Genomic DNA, 16,489 nt, shown 5'->3' with positions numbered 1-16,489 from the left:
GGGTGGGGACGTCACCGATGAATGCCTTTCACGACTATCTGGTGGAAAGTCTCGAACCGCTGGGCCATGTCCGCATCCGGGCCATGTTCGGCGGGCATGGTGTCGGCATCGACGGCTTCAGCATCGGCCTGGTCGGCGACGACACGCTCTACCTGAAGGTGGACGGGCAGACGAAGCCGATCTTCGAGGCCGAGGGGCTGGAGCCCTTCACCTATGACGGCAAGGGCAAGCCCATCGCCATGAGCTATCACCGCGCGCCCGACGCCGCGATGGACGATCCCGACATCCTGCGCGAATGGGCCGCCTTGGCGCTGGCCGCCGCGCGGCGGGCGAAGAAGCCGAAAAAATGACCCCGATCATCCGCGACGCCGTCCCCGCCGACGTGCCGCAGATCATGCGGTTCGTCCGCGACCTCGCCGCCTACGAAAAGGAGCCCGACAAGGTCGTCGCCACCGAGGCCGACCTGCACGCCGCCCTGTTCAGCGACCCGCCCGCGGTCGAGGCGATCATCGCCGAACAACAGGGTGCCGCCATCGGCTTCGCCCTCTTCTTCCACAATTTCTCCACCTGGACCGGCTGGCGCGGCATCTACCTCGAGGATCTCTACGTCACCCCCGACGCGCGCGGCTCCGGCGCCGGCAAGGCGCTGCTCGCGCATATCGCCGCGCTTGCCGTCGCACGCGGCTGCACACGCTTCGAATGGTCGGTGCTCGACTGGAACAAACCCGCCATCGGCTTCTACCGCTCGCTCGGCGCCGAACCGATGGAGGAATGGACGGTCTATCGCCTGCAGGGCGACGCGCTCAAACGATTGGCCGCCGACGCTTAAGCCGGCGCCCCTTCGTGGAGCTTGGGTTTCACATACACCTCCCCGCGCGCCGCCTGGGATGCCCGCTCGATTGCTTCCAGGATCAGCCGCTCGGCCACGTCCCGATCCCGCCAGCCGTTGAACTTCACCCACTTTCCGGGTTCCAGATCCTTGTAATGCTTGAAGAAATGCTCGATCTGCGAAATCAGGATGGCGGGCAGGTCGGTGTAATTGTTGACGTTGGTGTAATAGGGAAACAGCTTGTCCACCGGCACGCACAGCAGCTTCGCGTCACCGCCGGCGTCATCCTCCATCATCATCACCCCCACCGGGCGGGCGCGGGCGATGCAGCCCGGAATGAACGGCGTGCGGCTGACGATCAGCGCATCGATGGGGTCGCCATCCTCCGCCAGCGTATGCGGGATGAAGCCATAGTTGGTCGGATAGCGCATCGAGGTATGCACGATCCGGTCGACGAACAGCGCGCCCGAGGCCTTGTCCAGCTCATATTTCACCGGCTCGCCCCCCAGCGGGCATTCGATGATGACGTTCACGTCCTGCGGGGGATTCTTGCCAATCGGCACGGCGTCGATACGCATGATGGTTCCTCGTTTGCGCCCGTCCCCGCCGCCGCATAGGGTGGGTGCGCGCGACTGTCCAGCAAGGGAACGCCGGAAATGAACATGGCCTGGTTCCTGCTCATCCTCGGCGGTCTGTTCGAGGTTGGCTTCACGATCTGCCTGCGCTTCGCCGACGGCTTCCGCAACCTGCCCTGGACCTTGGGCTTCCTGGTCTGCGTCACCCTGTCGATGGGTCTGCTGGAGCGCGCCAGCCGCACCATCCCGCTCGGCACCGCCTATGCCGTCTGGGTCGGCATCGGCGCCGCCGGCGCCATGGTCACCGGGCTCATGTTCTTCGGCGAAAGTGCCGGCCTGCTGCGGATTTTGCTGCTCCTCGGCCTCATCATGTGCATCGCCGGGCTGAAACTCACGAGTCAATAGCGCGGCTGCGCATCATGTGCTGACATTTGTCACCAAGCTGCTATAGGAATGGCTGCACCGGCCGCAAAAAGCCGGATAAATATGTGTCGCAGAAAAGACGTGGAGCGCAACATTGGAAGCCCGGTCATGACCTCGGTCGATCCGCACAGCAGGGTGGCGCTGCTGACCGAGCGCCAGCGCGACTGTCTGCGCCTTGTGCGCGCCAACGCGACGTCCAAGGAAATCGCCCGCGAACTCGGCATCTCGCCCCACACCGCGGACGCCCGGCTGAAGGCCGCGATCCAGACCCTGGGGGTCGCCTCCCGGCGCGAAGCGGCACGGCTCCTCGCCGAGCATGAGGGCACCAGCGACTATCAATCATTGGCATATCAAGCACCGCAGCTTGCCGCCGGCAGCGGCCCGCTGCCACCTCCTGCGCATCCGCAAACATTACGGAGTGCAGGAGATGAACATGGTCGCCCGGGGCAAGGTCGCAGCAGCGATGCCTGGGATGCCCATGGCTGGCATGCAGCGCCGTCGCCCGCGCTGGGCGACACCACGCTGCACGATGCCGCGATGGCCGCGCCGGGCTGGTCGCCCAACAGCGGCTTCGACAGCTTCATCGTCCCGCAGCCCCGCTTCCGGCTGTGGGGAGGCGCCAATGATCTGACGCTGATGCAGCGCGCCGTGGCAGTCCTGTTGATCATGCTGTTCGCGATGCTCGCCTTTGGAAGCATGCTCGCCGGAATCGACGCTTTGGGCGACCTTCGCCCGCGCTGATCCCGGCCCTCGGCCCACCCCCCGGGCTTCGTCATTTTCCGCAACACAGACGTCCGCACCCCGTGCGGCGAAGGAGATTTCTCATGTCCAAGCAACGCAAAGACGCCGGCTTCAAGGTCGCCACCGCCCTTTTCGAAACCGAAAAGGCCATCGACGGTGCGCTCGCCGCCGCCGCCACCATGGTCGGCATCATGCCCGCCGCCCGGCAAGAGGCGCGGCTGGCGGCCACCATCGGCCAGGAAGCGATCGATCGCGCCATCGACACCGTCACCGCGCTGGGTGAAGCCCGCCGCGCCATCATCGCCGCGCACGATGCGCTCGCCCGCGTCCAGGCCCAGGTCGGCCTGCAGGAAGTCAATTTCGGCGCCCTGGTCGACAAGCCGCCCTATCCCAAATTCGGCCTGCGCGTCGTCGAAACGCGCGCGGCATAGGACAGCTTGCGGCTGCGCGGGGCCTGTCCTGGCCCCGCGCATCCTGTAAAGGCTTCGCCATGGCCCTTACCGCAATCCTGTTCCTGACGGTGCTGTTCGCGGTGACCGCGCTCGCCCTGCTGCGCGGCGGACGAGAGGAGCGGACGGTCGCCTTCGCGCTCGTCGCCGCCGCCCTGCTGACGCCCGTTGTCGCGGCGCACGGGTTCGAGCAGCCGGAAGCCGGTGTGGTGCTGGTCGATGCCCTGCTGTTCGCCCTGCTGATCGCTGTTGCGGTGCGCTCCGCCTGTTTCTGGCCGACCTGGGCGGCCGGGTTCCAGCTGGGGGCGCTGATGGTGCATGTGGCCGCCATGGCGGTGCCGCACATGATCCCCGCTGCCTACATCGATACGCTGGCGATCTGGTCCTATGCCGTCCTGTTCGCCCTGGCGGGCGGTGTGCTCGCGGAACGGACCCGTGCCCTGTAACCGTGCCTGACCGACGTCGCGGCTGAGAAAGTTGAACGAACATGCATGCAGAGGCACTGTCCCAGGGAGCCCGCGGTACGGCACCGGCACGCGCCGTGCGGCTGGACGATGTCCGCGACGAGCAGCTGCTGACCGGCCTGCTGTCGATGCTGGTGGGCGCCCCGCGCGCCCGCTCCGTCGCCGGCGGCCTGCTCGGGGAGCGCGGTTCGATCGCGGCCGTTCTCGCCACGTCGGACGAGCGCCTGGCGCAGCTGGGGGCCGACCCCCAATGTCTCGGCGCGCTGCGGCTGGTGCGGGAAATCACACGCAGCGTGCTGTCCCGGCGGACGGTCGAACGCCCGACGATCACCGACAGCAGCGCCATCGTCGACCTGCTGCACGCCGAAATGGCGCACCTGCCGTTCGAACAGTTCCGCGTGCTGTTCCTCGATGCCCGCCACCGGCTGCTGCGCATCGAAACGCTGGCGCGCGGTTCCGTGCGCAGCGCCAGCGTCCACCCGTCCGAGGTCGCCCGCCGGGCGCTGGAGCTCGGTGCCTCCGCCGTCGTCCTCGTCCACAACCATCCCTCCGGCGACCCCGAGCCCTCGCGGCAGGACCAGATCGTCACCCAGCGGATGGCCGCGGCGCTCGCCACGCTCGACATCGACCTGTACGATCACCTTGTCATCGCCCCGGGCGGCCACGTCAGCTTCCGCGCCCGCGGACTTTTGTAGGTCACCCCCGCCCGCGATACCCCGGTACGCCTTGGTCGGGCAGCCACAGCCCCTCCGGCGGTGGCCCTGATTGCCAGAACACATCGATGGGGATGCCGCCGCGCGGATACCAATAGCCGCCGATCCGCAGCCAGCGCGGCGCCATCTCGCCGACCAGCCGCTGGCCGATGCCCACCGTGCAATCCTCGTGAAAGGCGGCATGGTTGCGGAACGCCGCCAGGAACAGCTTCAGCGATTTCGATTCGACGATCGTTGCCGCCGGCGCATAGTCGATCACCAGATGCGCGAAATCCGGCTGCCCCGTCACCGGGCACAGCGACGTGAACTCAGGGCAGGTAAAGCGCACCAGATACAGCGCGCCGGGCCGCGGGTTGGGGGGGAAATCCAGCACTGCCGCCGCCGGCGATGCCGGCAGCGCGCTGACCTGACCCAGGGCGGAAGGCGTATAGGACATCGCCGACCCCTATCGCCTCAGCCCGCGCTAAACAACCGTCGCCGCCGGCCGTTCAAGGGGCATGGCACCGCAAACCCGCACCCCCTTCCGCCGCAGCGCCCGCCAGCCCAGTGACAACTGGTTTTTCGGTCTGCTCGTCGTCATGCCGGTGGGCCTCAGCAGCGCATGGCTGTGGAACCTGGCGAGCTGATCACCCGCGAAGCTCGTCCGCCAGAAAGCGCTCGACCTCGGCCAGCGCCACATCCTTGGCCACGAACGCCTGCCCGATCCCACGCGCCAGGATGAACGGCAGCGTGTCGCCCAGCTTCTTCTTGTCGTGCAGCATGTGCGCCACCAGCCGCGGTGCCGCATCGGCCGTGATCCCCGCCTCCGCCGCCCGGGTGCGCAGCCCCGCCGCCGCCAGATGCGCCACCACCCGTTCCGCGTCCGCCGGCGGGCACAGGCCCCGCGCCGCGCTGAAGCGGAACGCCTGCGCCATGCCGATCGCCACCGCTTCGCCATGCAGCAACGCCGTGCCGAAACCCGTCTCCGCCTCCAGCGCATGCCCGAACGTATGGCCCAGGTTCAGCAGTGCCCGCACATCGGCGGTCTCGCGCTCGTCCGCCGCCACCACCGCCGCCTTCGCCCGGCAGGATTGCGCCACCGCATGCGCCACCGCGTCCGGCTCCAGCGCCAGCACCCGCCGCCCCTGCGCTTCGCACCAGTCGAAAAACGCCGGATCGTTGATCAGCCCATATTTGACGATCTCGGCATAGCCCGCCTGCCGTTCCCGCGGCGGCAGCGTCGCCAGCAGCGCCGTATCGGCGATCACTGCGCGCGGCTGGTGGAACGCCCCCACCAGATTCTTGCCCGCCGCGGTATTGATGCCGGTCTTGCCCCCCACGCTGGAATCCACCATCGCCAGCAGCGTCGTCGGCATCTGCACGAACCCCGTGCCGCGTTTCAGGATGGCCGCGGCAAAGCCGGTCAGGTCGCCGATCACCCCGCCGCCGAACGCCACGATCGCATCCGCGCGGGTGATGTCCAGCGCCAGCAGCGCATCGCAGAGGTCCGCCAGCACCGTGAAACTCTTGCTCGCCTCCCCCGGCCCCAGCACCAGCGGATGCACGCCCAGCCCGGCCGCCTCGAACGAGCGCCGCAGCGCCGCGCCGTGCAGCGGCCAGACATTTTCGTCCGTCACCACGGCGATCCGCCGGCTGCGCGTCAACGGGGCGACCAGCGCCCCGGCCCGTGCCAGCAGCCCGTCCGCCACATGGATGTCATAGCCGCGGTCGCCCAGCGCGACCGGCACGATCAAGGGTTGGGTCATGCCGCCTGTGCCTCCAGCGCCCCGATGATGGCGTCCACCGTCGCCTCATGCGCCGCCGACCGGCTCATCACCCGGATCGGCGCCTCGGCATAGAGCGGGTTGCGCACCCGCGCCAGCTCTGCGAGCACCGCCGCCGGATCGCGGCCGACCAGCAGCGGCCGCGTCGGCCGCTTCGCCGTCCGCGCCACTAGCGTCGGCACATCCGCGTCCAGCCAGATCGCGGTGCCGCGTGCCAGGATCAGGGCGCGGGTATCGGCATCCACGAAGGCGCCACCGCCCGTTGCGATCACGGTCGGTTCCCGCGCCTCGGCCATCAGCCGCGCGATCACCCGCCGCTCGCCATCCCGGAATGCCGGTTCCCCCAGCCGCTCGAAAATTTCCCGCACGCTCATCCCCGCCGCCAGCTCGATGGCGTCGTCGGCGTCCACGAACCGCCGCCCCAGCCGCACCGCCAGCCGCTTTCCCACACTGGTCTTGCCGCAGCCCATCAGGCCGACCAGCACCAGCGGCCGCTCACGCCAATCGCTGCCAACGTCCCGGGCTTCCACGATGCTCATCCGCCTCGCTATAGGGGGAGCATGGCAAGACAGGCAAATCATGGGGTGGCGTGGCTGGCGCTGCTGCTGGCAGCGGCGGCGCAAGCGCAGGAAGCACCCAAGCCGCTGCTGCCGCCCGGCATGGCGACGCCCGCCGAGCAGGCCGCCCCCGTCGAACTGCCGCCGACCGTCCTGCCGGCACCCCCGGCCGAGGATGAAACCACCGACCCCGCCGCCGACGCCGCGCCCGCCGAAGCGGCACCCGAGCTTCTCGTCAGCCTTCCCGCCTCCCCCGAACTGCGCCGCGCCGGACTGCTGCTGCCGGCCGACGGCGGCTATGGAGAGGGCCTGTTCGCCCGTTCCAACGGGCGCTTTCTCGCCGGCCTGATGAATCGCCTCGACGCACCGCTCGCCAGCCGCTGGTTGCAGATCATCGTCACCCGCGCCCTGCTCAGCAGCGCCGACGCCCCCGCCGACGTCAACGCCGCGGACTGGCTCGCCGCCCGCGCCCGCGCGCTCACCCGCCTCGGCGCGGCCGCCGACGCGCACCGGCTGCTGCTGAAAATCCCGCCCGAACGCTTCACCCGCAACCTGTACCAGGCCGCCGGTGACGCCGCGCTGGCCGCCGGCGACCCGGTGGCGCTCTGCCCGCTCGCCGCCACCGCGCGCAGCCTGTCCACCGCCGGCATGTGGGCGCTGGCGGACGGCTATTGCAGCGCCATCGCCGGCGACGACCTCACGTCGGCCAGCCTGTTCGACGCGCTGCGCCGCCGCAAGCTGGTGAACGGCTTCGACATCGGCCTTGCCGAACGGCTCGCCTCCACCGCCGGCGAGGGCCGGCGCGCCTCCAATCCTGACTGGGGCGAGGTCGGCCGCCTCAGCGCCTGGCGGCTCGGCCTCGCCAGCGCCGCCGGCCTCGCCCTGCCCGACGCGCTGGTGGCCGGCGCCTCGCCCCAACTCGCCGCCTGGATGGTGCGGCTCCCCGGCCTGCCGCTCGCCCGCCGTGTCGAGATGTTGCCGCGCGCCGTCGCCACCGGCGCGTTCAGCGCCGTCGAGGCCAACCGCCTGCTCGCCGCGCAGCTGCCATCGCTCAACCCCGCCGCCGTCGAAGCCAGCGCCGCCGGCCAGTTGCGCGTTGCCTGGAGCGCCCCCGACGTCGGCGACCGCGCCGACGCCATCGCCGCGCTGCTGGCGCGCGCGCCAGACGGCAGCCCCGAACGCTATGGCTGGCTGGTCGCCGCCGGCCCCGCCGCCTCCACCATCCTGCCGGGCACGGCCCTGCGCGCGCAGGCGCCCACCCTCGTTGCCGCGATGCTCGCCGCCGGCATCGTTCCCCGCGCCCGCCTGTGGGCATCGGTCACTGGCGAGGATCCCGCCGTCTGGGCGCTGCTCGCTCCGCATGGCGCATCAGGCGACCGCTTCGACAGCTGGGCGAAAACCGTGCCGCCGCACCGGGCCGCGCTGCTCGCCGCCGGGCTGCGCGGCCTGGGCCAAAGCATCGGCCCGGCGCCCGAACCGCTGGAAAACGGCTGGACCCGCGCGCTGGATGCCGCGCTTGCCGCCGACGATGCCGGCGGCGTCCTCATCCTCGCCGCCACCGGCATGCAGCTCGGCTGGACCCAGGTCGCCCCGGACGTGCTCCGCCGCATCGTCGACGCCCTGCGCCGCACCGGGCGCGAGGCCGAGGCCCGCCTGATCGTCAGCGAAGCCGCCACGCGCGGCTGAGCGCCGTCACGCCGCGAACAGCAGGCTCGCGCGCGTTCCCCGCAAATTCGCCTCATAGCGCAGCCGGCCGCGCAGCCCCGCCGCCATCGCCTTCACCAGCCGGCTGCCCAGGCCCGATCCGCGTGGTGACGCCGCCACGTCGAACCCCACGCCGTCGTCGGCCACCACCAGGCACAGCCCCTCGTCCACACGATGGAACGCCACCCGCACCTCCCCCGCCGCGCCCGCCGGATAGGCATATTTCCAGGCATTGGTCACCAGCTCGGTCACCACCACCCCGATGGAGATCGCCTGGTCGGTCGCCAGCAGGATCGGCTCCGCTTCCAGTATCAGCTGGGGTTTGGCGCCGTCATCCGCCATCGCCTGCTGCATTTCCTGCAACAGCCCCGACAAGTAACTGTCCATCGACACCGCCCGCACATCGTCCGAGGTGTACAGCCGCTGGTGCACCTGGCCGATGGCTGCGATCCGCCGCTGCATCGCCTTCAGCGCCGCCTTCACCTCGGGCGAGTCGCTGGCCTGCCCCTGCAGATGCGCCATCGAGTTCACCAGCGCCAGGCTGTTGGCCACCCGGTGGTTGACCTCCTTCAACAGCATTTCCGCGCGGTCGCGCGCTTCCCGCACCGCGGCATCCGCCGCCTCCTTGGCCGCGCGCAGCCGCGCACCGGCGATCGCCTGCCGGATCGTCTCGGCCAGCAGCTCGGAAAAGGTATCGCCGGCGTCCTTCAGCACATAGTCCGCGGCCCCCGCCTTCAGCGCCGCCACCGCGATCCGACCCTCGTCCGCCGCGGTCACATAGATGACCGGCGGCGGCGCCGGCAGCCGGGCGATCGCCGCCAGCGTCTCCAGCCCGGTCATGCCCGGCATCATGTGGTCGAGCGCCACGGCATCGAAGCCGCCGGCCGCCAGCAGCGCCAGCCCGGGCTCGCCGCGGTCGGCATGCGTCGTCTCGATGCCGTCGCGCCGCAGGGCCCGCGTCACCAGGCGCGCGAACAGCGCATCGTCGTCGATATACAACAGTCGCAGCACGTCGCTCACAGGCTCCCCTCGGGCAGCCGGATGACCGACAGGAACAGCCCCAGCTGGCGGATGGCGTTGGCGAAGGCATCATAATCCACCGGCTTGGTGATATAAACACTCGCCCCCAGCGCATAGCAGCGCGCGATCTCCTGCGAATCGTCCGTGGTGGTCAGCACGATGATCGGAATCGGCTTGCGGCTGGGATCGGCCTTCAACCGCTCCAGGATCGCCACCCCGCTCATGTCGGGCAGGTTCAGGTCAAGCAGGATCAGCAGCGGCGCCGTCAGGTCGCTGTCCCCGAACAGGCGCGCCATCGCCGTCGTCCCGTCGGTCACATGCTCGATCCTGTTCGCCACCCCGGCGCGCCGGATGTTGCGCTCGATCAGCCGCGCATGTCCGGCATCGTCCTCGATCATCAGGATGGTCACCTCGCGGCCCTCATGGCTGTCGTTCATGCAGTCGTTCCTCCATCGGCGGATGACGCGGCAGCGTCACCGTGAATATGCTTCCCACCCCCGGGGTCGAGGCCAGCGCGATGCCGCCCCCCAGCCGGCGCACCAGCGCCCGCACATGCGCCAGCCCCAGGCCCTCGCCGGGCTGGTCCTGCGCGCCGGCGCGGCGGAACAGCTCGAACACCCGCCCCTGGTCGGCGGGCGCGATGCCGCGGCCATTGTCGATCACCCGGATGGTCGCCACCGGCCCCGCCAGTTCGCCCTCCACCCGGATCACCGGCGCCACATTCGCCCGCCGATATTTGACCGCATTCTCGATGAGGTTGGCGAAAATCTGGTCCAGCATCACCCGGTCGGCCTCGATGGTGGGCAGGCTCCCCACCTCCACCCGCGCGCCGGCGCTGTCGATCTGGTGCTTCAGCGTCGCCACCACGCCGGCCACCAGCCAGTCGAGCGACGTCGGCTCGGGCGTCAGCGTCCGCCGCCCCGCCCGCGCCAGGTTCAGGATCGCCTTGATCAGCCGGTCCATCTTCGCCGAACTCGCGTTGATGAAGCCGATCGCTTCCGGCAGGTCCTCGCCGATGGCCCGCCGCACCTCGCCAGGCAGCGCATCGCTGCCGTCGGCCGCGCGGGCCTCGGCAAAGCGCGTCAGCGTCCCAAGCGATTCCGACAGCTCGGCTGTGAACCCCATGACATTGACCAGCGGCGCCCGCAGGTCATGGCTGACGATATAGGCGAAGCGCTGCAATTCCTCGTTCGCCTCCACCAGCTCGGCCGTCCGCTCCCGCACCCGCGCTTCCAGCGTCTCGTTCGCAGCCGTCACCAGCGCATTCGATTCGCGCACCTGCCCCAGGGTCCGCCTCAGGGCCTGGATCACCCCCACCGCCAGCACCGTCGCCGTCGCCAGCCCCGTGATCACCAGCACCAGCACCCATCGCCCGCTGCTCGCCGCGCGCGCCTGCCGCTGGTTCAGCAGCTGGACCTCCGTGGCGCGGAATTCATTCAGCCGGTCGCGCAGGGTCGCATTCTGCACCCGCGCCACCGCCACCGCCGCCATCGCCGCCTGCCGGTCGTCGCTTTCGATGAGGGACTGCACCCGCCACAATTCCCGTACCCGCGCCTGCGCCAGCGCCTGGATCTCCCTTGCCCGCCGGTGCTGCGCGCCATTGTCCGCGGTCAGCCGCACCAGCCGCTCCACCGAGGGGGTCATGGCATCGATGGAATTGCGGAAATGCCCCAGAAAGGCGGGGTCCCGCGTCAGCATGTAGCCGCGCTGCTGCGCCGTCGCCGATGCCGAGTTCAGCTCCCAGCGGTTGGCCTCGTTGATGACCGTGAAGGTATGGACGACCAGCTCATTCTGCCGCCGGTTCTCATGCACCAGCCATGCGGTGGTCAGCCCGATCAGGATGATTAGCAGCAGCGCGATGAACAGCGGCGCCGACGCCCACAGCGCCTGCAACCGTACCCTACGCCCCCGCAGCTCGCCTGCATCCATCCGCGCATTACGTCTCACCACCTCCCATGTTCCGCGTCCGCAAAAATATTTCGTCGCGGAACCATGTGCCTTCACCGTGGTTTCAGCCCTCAGACCAATCCGTCGAAGGAGCAAGCCCATGTCCGAACCTGTTCGCGAAACCGTTTATCGTCCGGCCCCCGGCACCCCCGGCACCACGACCACGGTCGTGCAGAAACGCGAAGGCGGCCTCGGTCGCACCTTGGGCATCATCCTTCTCGTCGCCGTTGCCCTCTTCGCCATCGCCTGGGCCACCGGTTTCATCAACTTCGACACGTCGGGCAGCCTGCGTGCCCCCGATGTGAAGGTGGAGGGCGGTGAACTGCCCGCCGTGCAGATGGAAACCGCCGATGTGAATGTCGGCACCAAGGAAACCACCATCGAAGTCCCCACCGTCGACGTGGACAAGCCCGCCGATGATGGCAGCGCCAAGCGCTGATTTCGAACCCTGACCTCTCTCGACCCCACCTTCCCCGGATGTCATGGACATCCGGGGATTTTTTGCGTCCGGTCACCAACAGCATCCGGCCATCGAAAAATGCCGCCGCCGAACATCTTCGGCGGCGGCATCCGATTGCCCTGATGTTCGCGTCGGCTCAGCCGCTGGTCAGGCGCCGCCACCATTGCCGCCAGCCGTTGGCGCCCGCCTCACGCTCACCGGCGATCTCCACATCCGCGATGGCATCATTCACCCGCCGCAGCAGCGCCGAATCGTCATGGCCGGCATGGCCCGCGGCCGGCGCCATCCCCTCATTGTCGGAAGCCTGCCGGTCGATCAGGTCCTGCGCCCATTCGGTCAGGAACCGCCGCTTCTGCGCCTGGCTCAGGCTGTCATCGGCCACGATCGCCTGCGGGTCGGCATAGTAAGAGGCCGGATCGCCGGCCACGGTCTCGAAGTCGGCATCGTCGCTCGCCACGTCATTCCGGTCGCGCATCATCCATCCTTTCAAACGAATGATGCTGAAACCCCGCGCAAGCGCTGCGGTTCCGGTTCAGCCGGCGGTCTGGCGCGCCAGCATCAAGGCCTGGCCGATCGTCGCCACCACCATCGTCGGCTCGAACGGCTTGGTGATCAGATAGGTCGGCTCCGGCCGCTCCCCGGTCAGCAGCCGCTCCGGATAGGCGGTGATGAAGATCACCGGCACCGGCCGTGCCGCCAGGATTTCGTTGACGGCATCGATGCCAGAGGAGCCATCCGCCAGCCGGATGTCCGCCAGCACCAGCTCCGCAGGTTCGGCCGCCATCATCGCGGTCGCTTCCTTGTGCGTCATGGCCACGCCGGCAACGCTGTGGCCCATCTCCTCGACGATGTCCTGCAGGTGCAGCGCGATGATCGGCTCATCCTCGATGATCAGCACGCGGCACGCCATCTCGGCGCCGATGCTCGACGTCGCCGCCGCGATGTCGCCTTCGACCTCCTCGCGGGACCGGTTCAGGATCGTCGCCGCGTCCGCCGCGCCGAACCCTTCCACCGCCGTCAGCAGCAGCGCCTCCCGCCGGTTGCGCGGCAGCTGGGCGATCATTTCCTCGCCCTGGCTGCCCATGGCCTCGTCGCCGGATTCCTCGGCCACGCCGTTCCAGAAGGCATGGAACAGCCGGAACAGTTCCACCCGCGGATCGCCATCGTGGCGGATGCTGTCGGGATCAGCGATCAGCGCCTCCAGCGCCGCCCGCACATAGGCATCGCCCGACCGCTGCGAGCCGGTGAGCGCGCGGGCATAGCGGCGCAGGAAAGGCAGATGGGGTCCGAAGGCGGCCCGGGTCGAAGGGTGGGAAACAGGTGCAACGGCGGCTGGCGTGGCGGCGGACATGATTTCCCCTTGATGATGCAACTTCGGCCAATGCTAAACGGGCTTGGCGAAAAAATGTTCCACCGCGCGACGGAACCTTTTTTTCCTTCGCGCATAAGGGCATGATAACAGAGCGAGAGGGCCGAGGCATCCATGCAGAAACCGCCATCACCGGACGGCAGCACTGCGCCCCGCCCTGGGCGGAGCACGCAGACCGCCATCGATTCCGGCCTCAAAAGCCTGTTCGCCCAGATCGCCGAGGAACCGGTCCCCGATGACCTGCTGGCGCTGCTCGACCGGATCGACAGCGCGCAGCCCCGCGGGGATGCCCACGGCGACGGGGCCCGGCCGTGACCGGTGCCGCCAACAGCGCCACGGATGCACCCGATTCGATGGCGCCTGTTGAATCGGCATCCGCGGAATTGGCGCCGGCGGAACTGGCGCCGGCAGAATTCGACCGCATCTTCCGTGCGCTCATGCTGAAAAACGTCCCCGCGTTGAGGGCCTTCGCCCGCCTGCTGTGCGGCAACCGCGACACCGCGGACGATGTCGTGCAGGACACGCTGATGCGCGCCTGGGCCGCCCGCGCCAGCTTCCGCCTCGATTCCAATTTCCGGGCCTGGTCGTTCCGCATCCTGCGCAACCATTATTTCTCGCTCTGTCGCAAATCCGGCCGCATGACCAGCTGGGACCCCGACGCCGCCGAGCGCCTGCTGATTTCTCCCGCCGGCCAGGAAACCGCGCTCCACATGCGCGATTTCGAACGCGGCCTCGCCACCCTCTCGCCGGAACAGCGCGAAGCGCTGCTGCTCGTCAATGCGTCGGGCATGCCCTATGAGGAGGTGGCGGAGGTCACCGGCTGCGCCGTCGGCACGGTGAAAAGCCGCGTCGCCCGCGCCCGCGCCGCCCTGACCCGCTACCTCGACGGTCCGAAGCCCGCCGACAGGTTGCCCCTGTCCGACCGAAGCGAGGGAGCGTCGCAGCGCCCGTCGCGGCCGGATCTCCCCGCCGCTGCCTGATCCCGTGCCCTCGCTGGACCCGGCGGACGAGACCTCCGCGCCACGCCGTCACGGATGGTGGCCGCAGGGCTGGCGCCTGCGCACCAGCTTCGTGCTGCTGCTGCTGCTCGCCATGCTGCCCATCGCCATCATCTCCGCCTGGCAGGCGAACGAGGCGGTGGGGCGCGAACAGGCCGACATCAACCGCCGCCTCGCCGCCGGCGCCCGCGCCACCGCCAGCGTCGAACTCAACCAATTCTATGGCGCGCAGGCACTGCTCACCCTGCTGCGCGCCAACCCCGTCGTGCTCGCCGGCGGCCCCGCCTGCGACAGCATGCTGGCGCGGATGGTGGCCACCATTCCCGCCTACTCCAACATGGTGCGGCTGGATGCCGCCGGTCGCGTCACCTGCAGCGGCCAGCCGGCCAACGGCGGCATCAGCGTCACCGACCGGCCCTGGTGGACCGACCTCACGCAACGCCCACGCTTCATGGTGCGCGGACCGCTCTGGGGGGAACTTTCGGACCGGCTGGTGTTCATGGCGGTGCTTCCCGTCACCACGGATGACGGCCGCTTCGATGGCGCGGTCATGGCCAGCATCGACATTCCGCGCCTGCGCGAAAATTTGCGCCAACGCTATCTCGGCCCCGAGCAGCTGGTGGTGCTGCTCGATGCCAACGGGCGGCCGCTGCTGGAAAGCGACCGGGACGGCCCGGCGCGCTTCCTGGTCAACCAGCCGGTCGACCGCGTGCTGCGCGCCACCGGCGGGGACGGGCGGCGCTGGCGCTACGCCGTCGCGCCGCTGTTCCGCGAAGGCGCCGGCCCGGCCGTCTATCATGTCGCCTATGCCCGTCCGGAGGTCAGCCTGTCGGCGCCCGGCCGCTGGCAGGTGACCGCCGCCATCGTGCTGCCGATCCTGGCGCTGCTGCTCGGCAGCCTCGCCATCTGGTTCGGTGCCAATCGCCTGGTGCTCGATTGGCTGGGGGAGCTGCGCCGCCTCGCCGCCGCCTATGCCGCCGGCGACTATCGCAGCCGCGCCGCCAGCTTCGAGGGCGCGCCGCTGGAAATCCGCCGCTTCGCCGCCGACCTGCGCCGCATGGGACTCACCATCGACGAGCGCGACGCCCGCCTCCGATCCTCGCTCGACACACAGCGCGAACTCGCCCGCGAGCTGCACCACCGCGTCAAGAACAACCTCCAGACGGTCTCCGCCATCCTCACCACGCAGCTGCGCCGCGTGCCCGATTCCGCGGCGCAGCGCGCGCTGCGCTCCGCCGAAATGCGCGTCGCCGCGCTCGGCCTCGTCCACCGCCTGCTCTACGAGACCGGCGAGCTGACCATGGTGTCCCTGAAGCGCCTGATCGGCGACCTCTGCACCCAGCTGCAACGCATCGTCGGCCGCGACGACATCGACCTCGACTGCGACCTCGACGATGCGCCCGTCGCCATCGACACCGCCGAGCCACTGACGCTGTGGATCGTCGAGGCGGTCAGCAACGCCCTGATCCACGCCTTTCCGGAGGGGCGGCCCGGTCACATCCGCCTGCGCTTGCGCATCCGCCACGACACCGGCGAACTGACCGTGGAGGATGACGGCATCGGCCACAACCCGTCGCTCAGCGGCCGCGGCCTGCGCCTGCTCGGCGCCATCGCCGCCCAGCTCGGCGGCCGGTTCGAGCGTGGCGACGTGCCCGCGGGCACCCGCCTGGTGCTGTCCTTCCCCCTCGCCGGACGCAGGGAACCCCCGGGAGAGTAGGGCGTTACCCTGTCATCACTCATCCAACGGAGGTTGCCATGCTCAACTGGGCACTGATTTTCCTCGTCGTCGCTATCGTCGCTGCCGTGTTCGGCTTTGGCGGCATCGCGGCGGCGTCGGCCGGGATCGCCAAGATCCTGTTCTTCATCTTCATCATCCTGTTCGCCGTCAGCCTGATCGTCAGCCTGGCGCGCGGCCGCAGCCCCCGTCTCTGAAGGATCGCATCATGGCAACGCGCGCCAAATCCGATGAAACGCTCGCCCTCGACACCGAAAAGGCCGAATTCGACCCGGGCACCGGCCTCGAAACTGAAGGCTATGCCGCGGTCGCCGAAGCCCTCGGGCGGGTGCTCGCCGATTGCTACCAGCTCTTCATCAAGACCCAGGGCGTCCACTGGAACGTCGCCGGTGCCAGCTTCTACGGCCTGCACAAGCTGACCGAAGGGCAGTATGAGGACCTGTACGAGGCCATCGACAAGGTCGCCGAACGCATCCGTGCCCTGGGCCACAAGGCGCCCGCCAGCTACACCACCTATGGCGAGCTGTCCTCCATCAAGGATGAGGATCGCCCGGCCGACGCCGGCTCGATGATCGCCATGCTGGTGCGCGACAACGGCTTGCTGTGCAAGACGCTGCGCGACGCCGTGGAAACCGCCGAGGAGCATGACGATGTCGTCACCGCCGATCTGCTCACCGGCCGCCTGGGCCAGCATGAGCAGAATGCCTGGATGCTCCAGATGCACCTGAATTGAGGAGCGGCC

At 69.4% G+C, this 16,489-nt stretch carries 24 protein-coding genes; 15 read left to right on the top strand and 9 right to left on the bottom strand.

What is annotated here, in order from left to right; genetic code table 11:
• Positions 1-17: 17 nt before the first annotated feature.
• Positions 18-350 (top strand): TfoX/Sxy family protein, encoded by a 333-nt coding sequence (locus H3309_RS03000; RefSeq protein ID WP_182297309.1) that lies wholly within the window; start codon positions 18-20, stop codon positions 348-350.
• On the top strand, positions 347-829 hold the full coding sequence (locus tag H3309_RS02995) for a GNAT family N-acetyltransferase (protein ID WP_182297308.1): 483 nt from the start codon (positions 347-349) through the stop codon (positions 827-829). Before H3309_RS03000 ends, H3309_RS02995 begins: the two co-directional genes overlap by 4 nt.
• On the opposite strand, the gene ppa is transcribed toward H3309_RS02995, so the two are convergent.
• Entirely contained in the window at positions 826-1,407 is a 582-nt protein-coding gene (gene ppa / locus H3309_RS02990; protein ID WP_182297307.1) for an inorganic diphosphatase, read from the bottom strand. The two genes, H3309_RS02995 and ppa, sit on opposite strands and share 4 nt — an antisense overlap.
• A gap of 78 nt (positions 1,408-1,485) precedes the next feature.
• Here ppa and H3309_RS02985 point away from each other — a divergent pair, with 78 nt between their 5' ends.
• From H3309_RS02985 to H3309_RS02965, 5 genes are all read left to right on the top strand, one after another.
• Positions 1,486-1,809, top strand: a complete 324-nt coding sequence (locus tag H3309_RS02985; protein ID WP_317983333.1) for a DMT family transporter — start codon at positions 1,486-1,488, stop codon at positions 1,807-1,809.
• Between the two features lie 126 nt (positions 1,810-1,935).
• Complete coding sequence (locus H3309_RS02980) at positions 1,936-2,568, top strand: response regulator transcription factor (RefSeq protein ID WP_182297306.1); 633 nt, start codon at positions 1,936-1,938, stop codon at positions 2,566-2,568.
• A gap of 83 nt (positions 2,569-2,651) precedes the next feature.
• Entirely contained in the window at positions 2,652-2,999 is a 348-nt protein-coding gene (locus tag H3309_RS02975; RefSeq protein WP_182297305.1) for a hypothetical protein, read from the top strand.
• Between the two features lie 59 nt (positions 3,000-3,058).
• A complete protein-coding gene (locus tag H3309_RS02970; protein WP_182297304.1) occupies positions 3,059-3,463 on the top strand; it encodes a hypothetical protein in 405 nt (134 codons plus the stop codon).
• Positions 3,464-3,504: 41 nt separating this feature from the next.
• Entirely contained in the window at positions 3,505-4,176 is a 672-nt protein-coding gene (locus tag H3309_RS02965) for a JAB domain-containing protein (RefSeq protein WP_182297303.1), read from the top strand.
• Between the two features lies 1 nt (position 4,177).
• On the opposite strand, the gene queF is transcribed toward H3309_RS02965, so the two are convergent.
• Positions 4,178-4,630: a preQ(1) synthase gene (gene queF, locus H3309_RS02960; RefSeq protein ID WP_182297302.1), complete on the bottom strand. Its 453-nt coding sequence runs from the start codon at positions 4,628-4,630 to the stop codon at positions 4,178-4,180.
• 61 nt (positions 4,631-4,691) lie between these two features.
• On the opposite strand from queF, the gene H3309_RS17525 reads away from it, so the two are divergent.
• Positions 4,692-4,820 (top strand): hypothetical protein, encoded by a 129-nt coding sequence (locus H3309_RS17525; protein ID WP_256401828.1) that lies wholly within the window; start codon positions 4,692-4,694, stop codon positions 4,818-4,820.
• Here the strand turns inward: H3309_RS17525 and aroB are convergent, their stop codons facing one another.
• On the bottom strand, positions 4,821-5,939 hold the full coding sequence (aroB, locus tag H3309_RS02955) for a 3-dehydroquinate synthase (RefSeq protein WP_182297301.1): 1,119 nt from the start codon (positions 5,937-5,939) through the stop codon (positions 4,821-4,823).
• Positions 5,936-6,496, bottom strand: coding sequence for a shikimate kinase (locus H3309_RS02950; protein ID WP_182297300.1), 561 nt, complete (start codon positions 6,494-6,496; stop codon positions 5,936-5,938). The genes aroB and H3309_RS02950 overlap by 4 nt, the downstream gene beginning before the upstream one ends.
• A 21-nt stretch (positions 6,497-6,517) precedes the next feature.
• On the opposite strand from H3309_RS02950, the gene H3309_RS02945 reads away from it, so the two are divergent.
• Positions 6,518-8,200: a hypothetical protein gene (locus H3309_RS02945; RefSeq protein WP_182297299.1), complete on the top strand. Its 1,683-nt coding sequence runs from the start codon at positions 6,518-6,520 to the stop codon at positions 8,198-8,200.
• Between the two features lie 6 nt (positions 8,201-8,206).
• Here the strand turns inward: H3309_RS02945 and H3309_RS02940 are convergent, their stop codons facing one another.
• Genes H3309_RS02940 through H3309_RS02930 form a run of 3 tightly spaced genes read right to left on the bottom strand, consistent with a single transcriptional unit; the run spans position 8,207 to position 11,185 of the window.
• The gene (locus tag H3309_RS02940) at positions 8,207-9,238 is read right to left on the bottom strand and encodes a sensor histidine kinase (protein WP_182297298.1); all 1,032 of its coding nucleotides are present in this window, start codon (positions 9,236-9,238) and stop codon (positions 8,207-8,209) included.
• Positions 9,235-9,675 (bottom strand): response regulator, encoded by a 441-nt coding sequence (locus tag H3309_RS02935; protein ID WP_182297297.1) that lies wholly within the window; start codon positions 9,673-9,675, stop codon positions 9,235-9,237. The genes H3309_RS02940 and H3309_RS02935 overlap by 4 nt, the downstream gene beginning before the upstream one ends.
• Positions 9,659-11,185: a sensor histidine kinase gene (locus tag H3309_RS02930; protein WP_182297296.1), complete on the bottom strand. Its 1,527-nt coding sequence runs from the start codon at positions 11,183-11,185 to the stop codon at positions 9,659-9,661. The genes H3309_RS02935 and H3309_RS02930 overlap by 17 nt, the downstream gene beginning before the upstream one ends.
• Before the next feature lie 100 nt (positions 11,186-11,285).
• On the opposite strand from H3309_RS02930, the gene H3309_RS02925 reads away from it, so the two are divergent.
• Positions 11,286-11,624 carry a hypothetical protein gene (locus H3309_RS02925; RefSeq protein ID WP_243453818.1) on the top strand — a complete coding sequence of 113 codons (339 nt, stop codon included), beginning with the start codon at positions 11,286-11,288 and terminating at the stop codon, positions 11,622-11,624.
• A gap of 157 nt (positions 11,625-11,781) precedes the next feature.
• Here H3309_RS02925 and H3309_RS02920 read toward each other — a convergent pair whose 3' ends face one another.
• A complete protein-coding gene (locus H3309_RS02920) occupies positions 11,782-12,123 on the bottom strand; it encodes a hypothetical protein (protein WP_182297295.1) in 342 nt (113 codons plus the stop codon).
• A 54-nt stretch (positions 12,124-12,177) separates the two neighbouring features.
• The gene (locus tag H3309_RS02915; protein ID WP_182297294.1) at positions 12,178-12,996 is read right to left on the bottom strand and encodes a response regulator; all 819 of its coding nucleotides are present in this window, start codon (positions 12,994-12,996) and stop codon (positions 12,178-12,180) included.
• A gap of 132 nt (positions 12,997-13,128) precedes the next feature.
• Between H3309_RS02915 and H3309_RS02910 the strand changes: the two genes are divergently transcribed.
• From H3309_RS02910 to H3309_RS02890, 5 genes are read left to right on the top strand one after another with little or no spacing between them, the layout of a single operon-like run.
• Positions 13,129-13,329: a NepR family anti-sigma factor gene (locus H3309_RS02910; protein ID WP_182297293.1), complete on the top strand. Its 201-nt coding sequence runs from the start codon at positions 13,129-13,131 to the stop codon at positions 13,327-13,329.
• Entirely contained in the window at positions 13,326-13,994 is a 669-nt protein-coding gene (locus H3309_RS02905) for a sigma-70 family RNA polymerase sigma factor (RefSeq protein WP_243453817.1), read from the top strand. The genes H3309_RS02910 and H3309_RS02905 overlap by 4 nt, the downstream gene beginning before the upstream one ends.
• Before the next feature lie 4 nt (positions 13,995-13,998).
• Complete coding sequence (locus H3309_RS02900) at positions 13,999-15,729, top strand: sensor histidine kinase (RefSeq protein WP_182297292.1); 1,731 nt, start codon at positions 13,999-14,001, stop codon at positions 15,727-15,729.
• 38 nt (positions 15,730-15,767) lie between these two features.
• Entirely contained in the window at positions 15,768-15,944 is a 177-nt protein-coding gene (locus H3309_RS02895; RefSeq protein WP_182297291.1) for a DUF1328 family protein, read from the top strand.
• 11 nt (positions 15,945-15,955) lie between these two features.
• Positions 15,956-16,480 carry a Dps family protein gene (locus tag H3309_RS02890; RefSeq protein ID WP_182297290.1) on the top strand — a complete coding sequence of 175 codons (525 nt, stop codon included), beginning with the start codon at positions 15,956-15,958 and terminating at the stop codon, positions 16,478-16,480.
• Positions 16,481-16,489 lie beyond the last annotated feature (9 nt).

This window comes from Sandaracinobacteroides saxicola (genome assembly GCF_014117445.1).
Taxonomy (GTDB): Bacteria; Pseudomonadota; Alphaproteobacteria; order Sphingomonadales; family Sphingomonadaceae; genus Sandaracinobacteroides_A; species Sandaracinobacteroides_A saxicola.
Note: the sequence above shows the minus strand (reverse complement) of the source record. Positions and strands in the feature narration are given on the sequence as shown.

Excerpts from the sequence above, each read along its gene's own strand:
- H3309_RS03000 (WP_182297309.1), top strand. The coding sequence starts at position 18 with ATGAATGCCTTTCACGACTATCTGGTGGAAAGTCTCGAACCGCTGGGC.
- H3309_RS02995 (WP_182297308.1), top strand. The coding sequence starts at position 347 with ATGACCCCGATCATCCGCGACGCCGTCCCCGCCGACGTGCCGCAGATC.
- ppa (WP_182297307.1), bottom strand. The coding sequence starts at position 1,407 with ATGCGTATCGACGCCGTGCCGATTGGCAAGAATCCCCCGCAGGACGTG.
- H3309_RS02985 (WP_317983333.1), top strand. The coding sequence starts at position 1,486 with ATGAACATGGCCTGGTTCCTGCTCATCCTCGGCGGTCTGTTCGAGGTT.
- H3309_RS02980 (WP_182297306.1), top strand. The coding sequence starts at position 1,936 with ATGACCTCGGTCGATCCGCACAGCAGGGTGGCGCTGCTGACCGAGCGC.
- H3309_RS02975 (WP_182297305.1), top strand. The coding sequence starts at position 2,652 with ATGTCCAAGCAACGCAAAGACGCCGGCTTCAAGGTCGCCACCGCCCTT.
- H3309_RS02970 (WP_182297304.1), top strand. The coding sequence starts at position 3,059 with ATGGCCCTTACCGCAATCCTGTTCCTGACGGTGCTGTTCGCGGTGACC.
- H3309_RS02965 (WP_182297303.1), top strand. The coding sequence starts at position 3,505 with ATGCATGCAGAGGCACTGTCCCAGGGAGCCCGCGGTACGGCACCGGCA.
- queF (WP_182297302.1), bottom strand. The coding sequence starts at position 4,630 with ATGTCCTATACGCCTTCCGCCCTGGGTCAGGTCAGCGCGCTGCCGGCA.
- H3309_RS17525 (WP_256401828.1), top strand. The coding sequence starts at position 4,692 with ATGGCACCGCAAACCCGCACCCCCTTCCGCCGCAGCGCCCGCCAGCCC.
- aroB (WP_182297301.1), bottom strand. The coding sequence starts at position 5,939 with ATGACCCAACCCTTGATCGTGCCGGTCGCGCTGGGCGACCGCGGCTAT.
- H3309_RS02950 (WP_182297300.1), bottom strand. The coding sequence starts at position 6,496 with ATGAGCATCGTGGAAGCCCGGGACGTTGGCAGCGATTGGCGTGAGCGG.
- H3309_RS02945 (WP_182297299.1), top strand. The coding sequence starts at position 6,518 with ATGGCAAGACAGGCAAATCATGGGGTGGCGTGGCTGGCGCTGCTGCTG.
- H3309_RS02935 (WP_182297297.1), bottom strand. The coding sequence starts at position 9,675 with ATGAACGACAGCCATGAGGGCCGCGAGGTGACCATCCTGATGATCGAG.
- H3309_RS02925 (WP_243453818.1), top strand. The coding sequence starts at position 11,286 with ATGTCCGAACCTGTTCGCGAAACCGTTTATCGTCCGGCCCCCGGCACC.
- H3309_RS02920 (WP_182297295.1), bottom strand. The coding sequence starts at position 12,123 with ATGATGCGCGACCGGAATGACGTGGCGAGCGACGATGCCGACTTCGAG.
- H3309_RS02915 (WP_182297294.1), bottom strand. The coding sequence starts at position 12,996 with ATGTCCGCCGCCACGCCAGCCGCCGTTGCACCTGTTTCCCACCCTTCG.
- H3309_RS02910 (WP_182297293.1), top strand. The coding sequence starts at position 13,129 with ATGCAGAAACCGCCATCACCGGACGGCAGCACTGCGCCCCGCCCTGGG.
- H3309_RS02895 (WP_182297291.1), top strand. The coding sequence starts at position 15,768 with ATGCTCAACTGGGCACTGATTTTCCTCGTCGTCGCTATCGTCGCTGCC.
- H3309_RS02890 (WP_182297290.1), top strand. The coding sequence starts at position 15,956 with ATGGCAACGCGCGCCAAATCCGATGAAACGCTCGCCCTCGACACCGAA.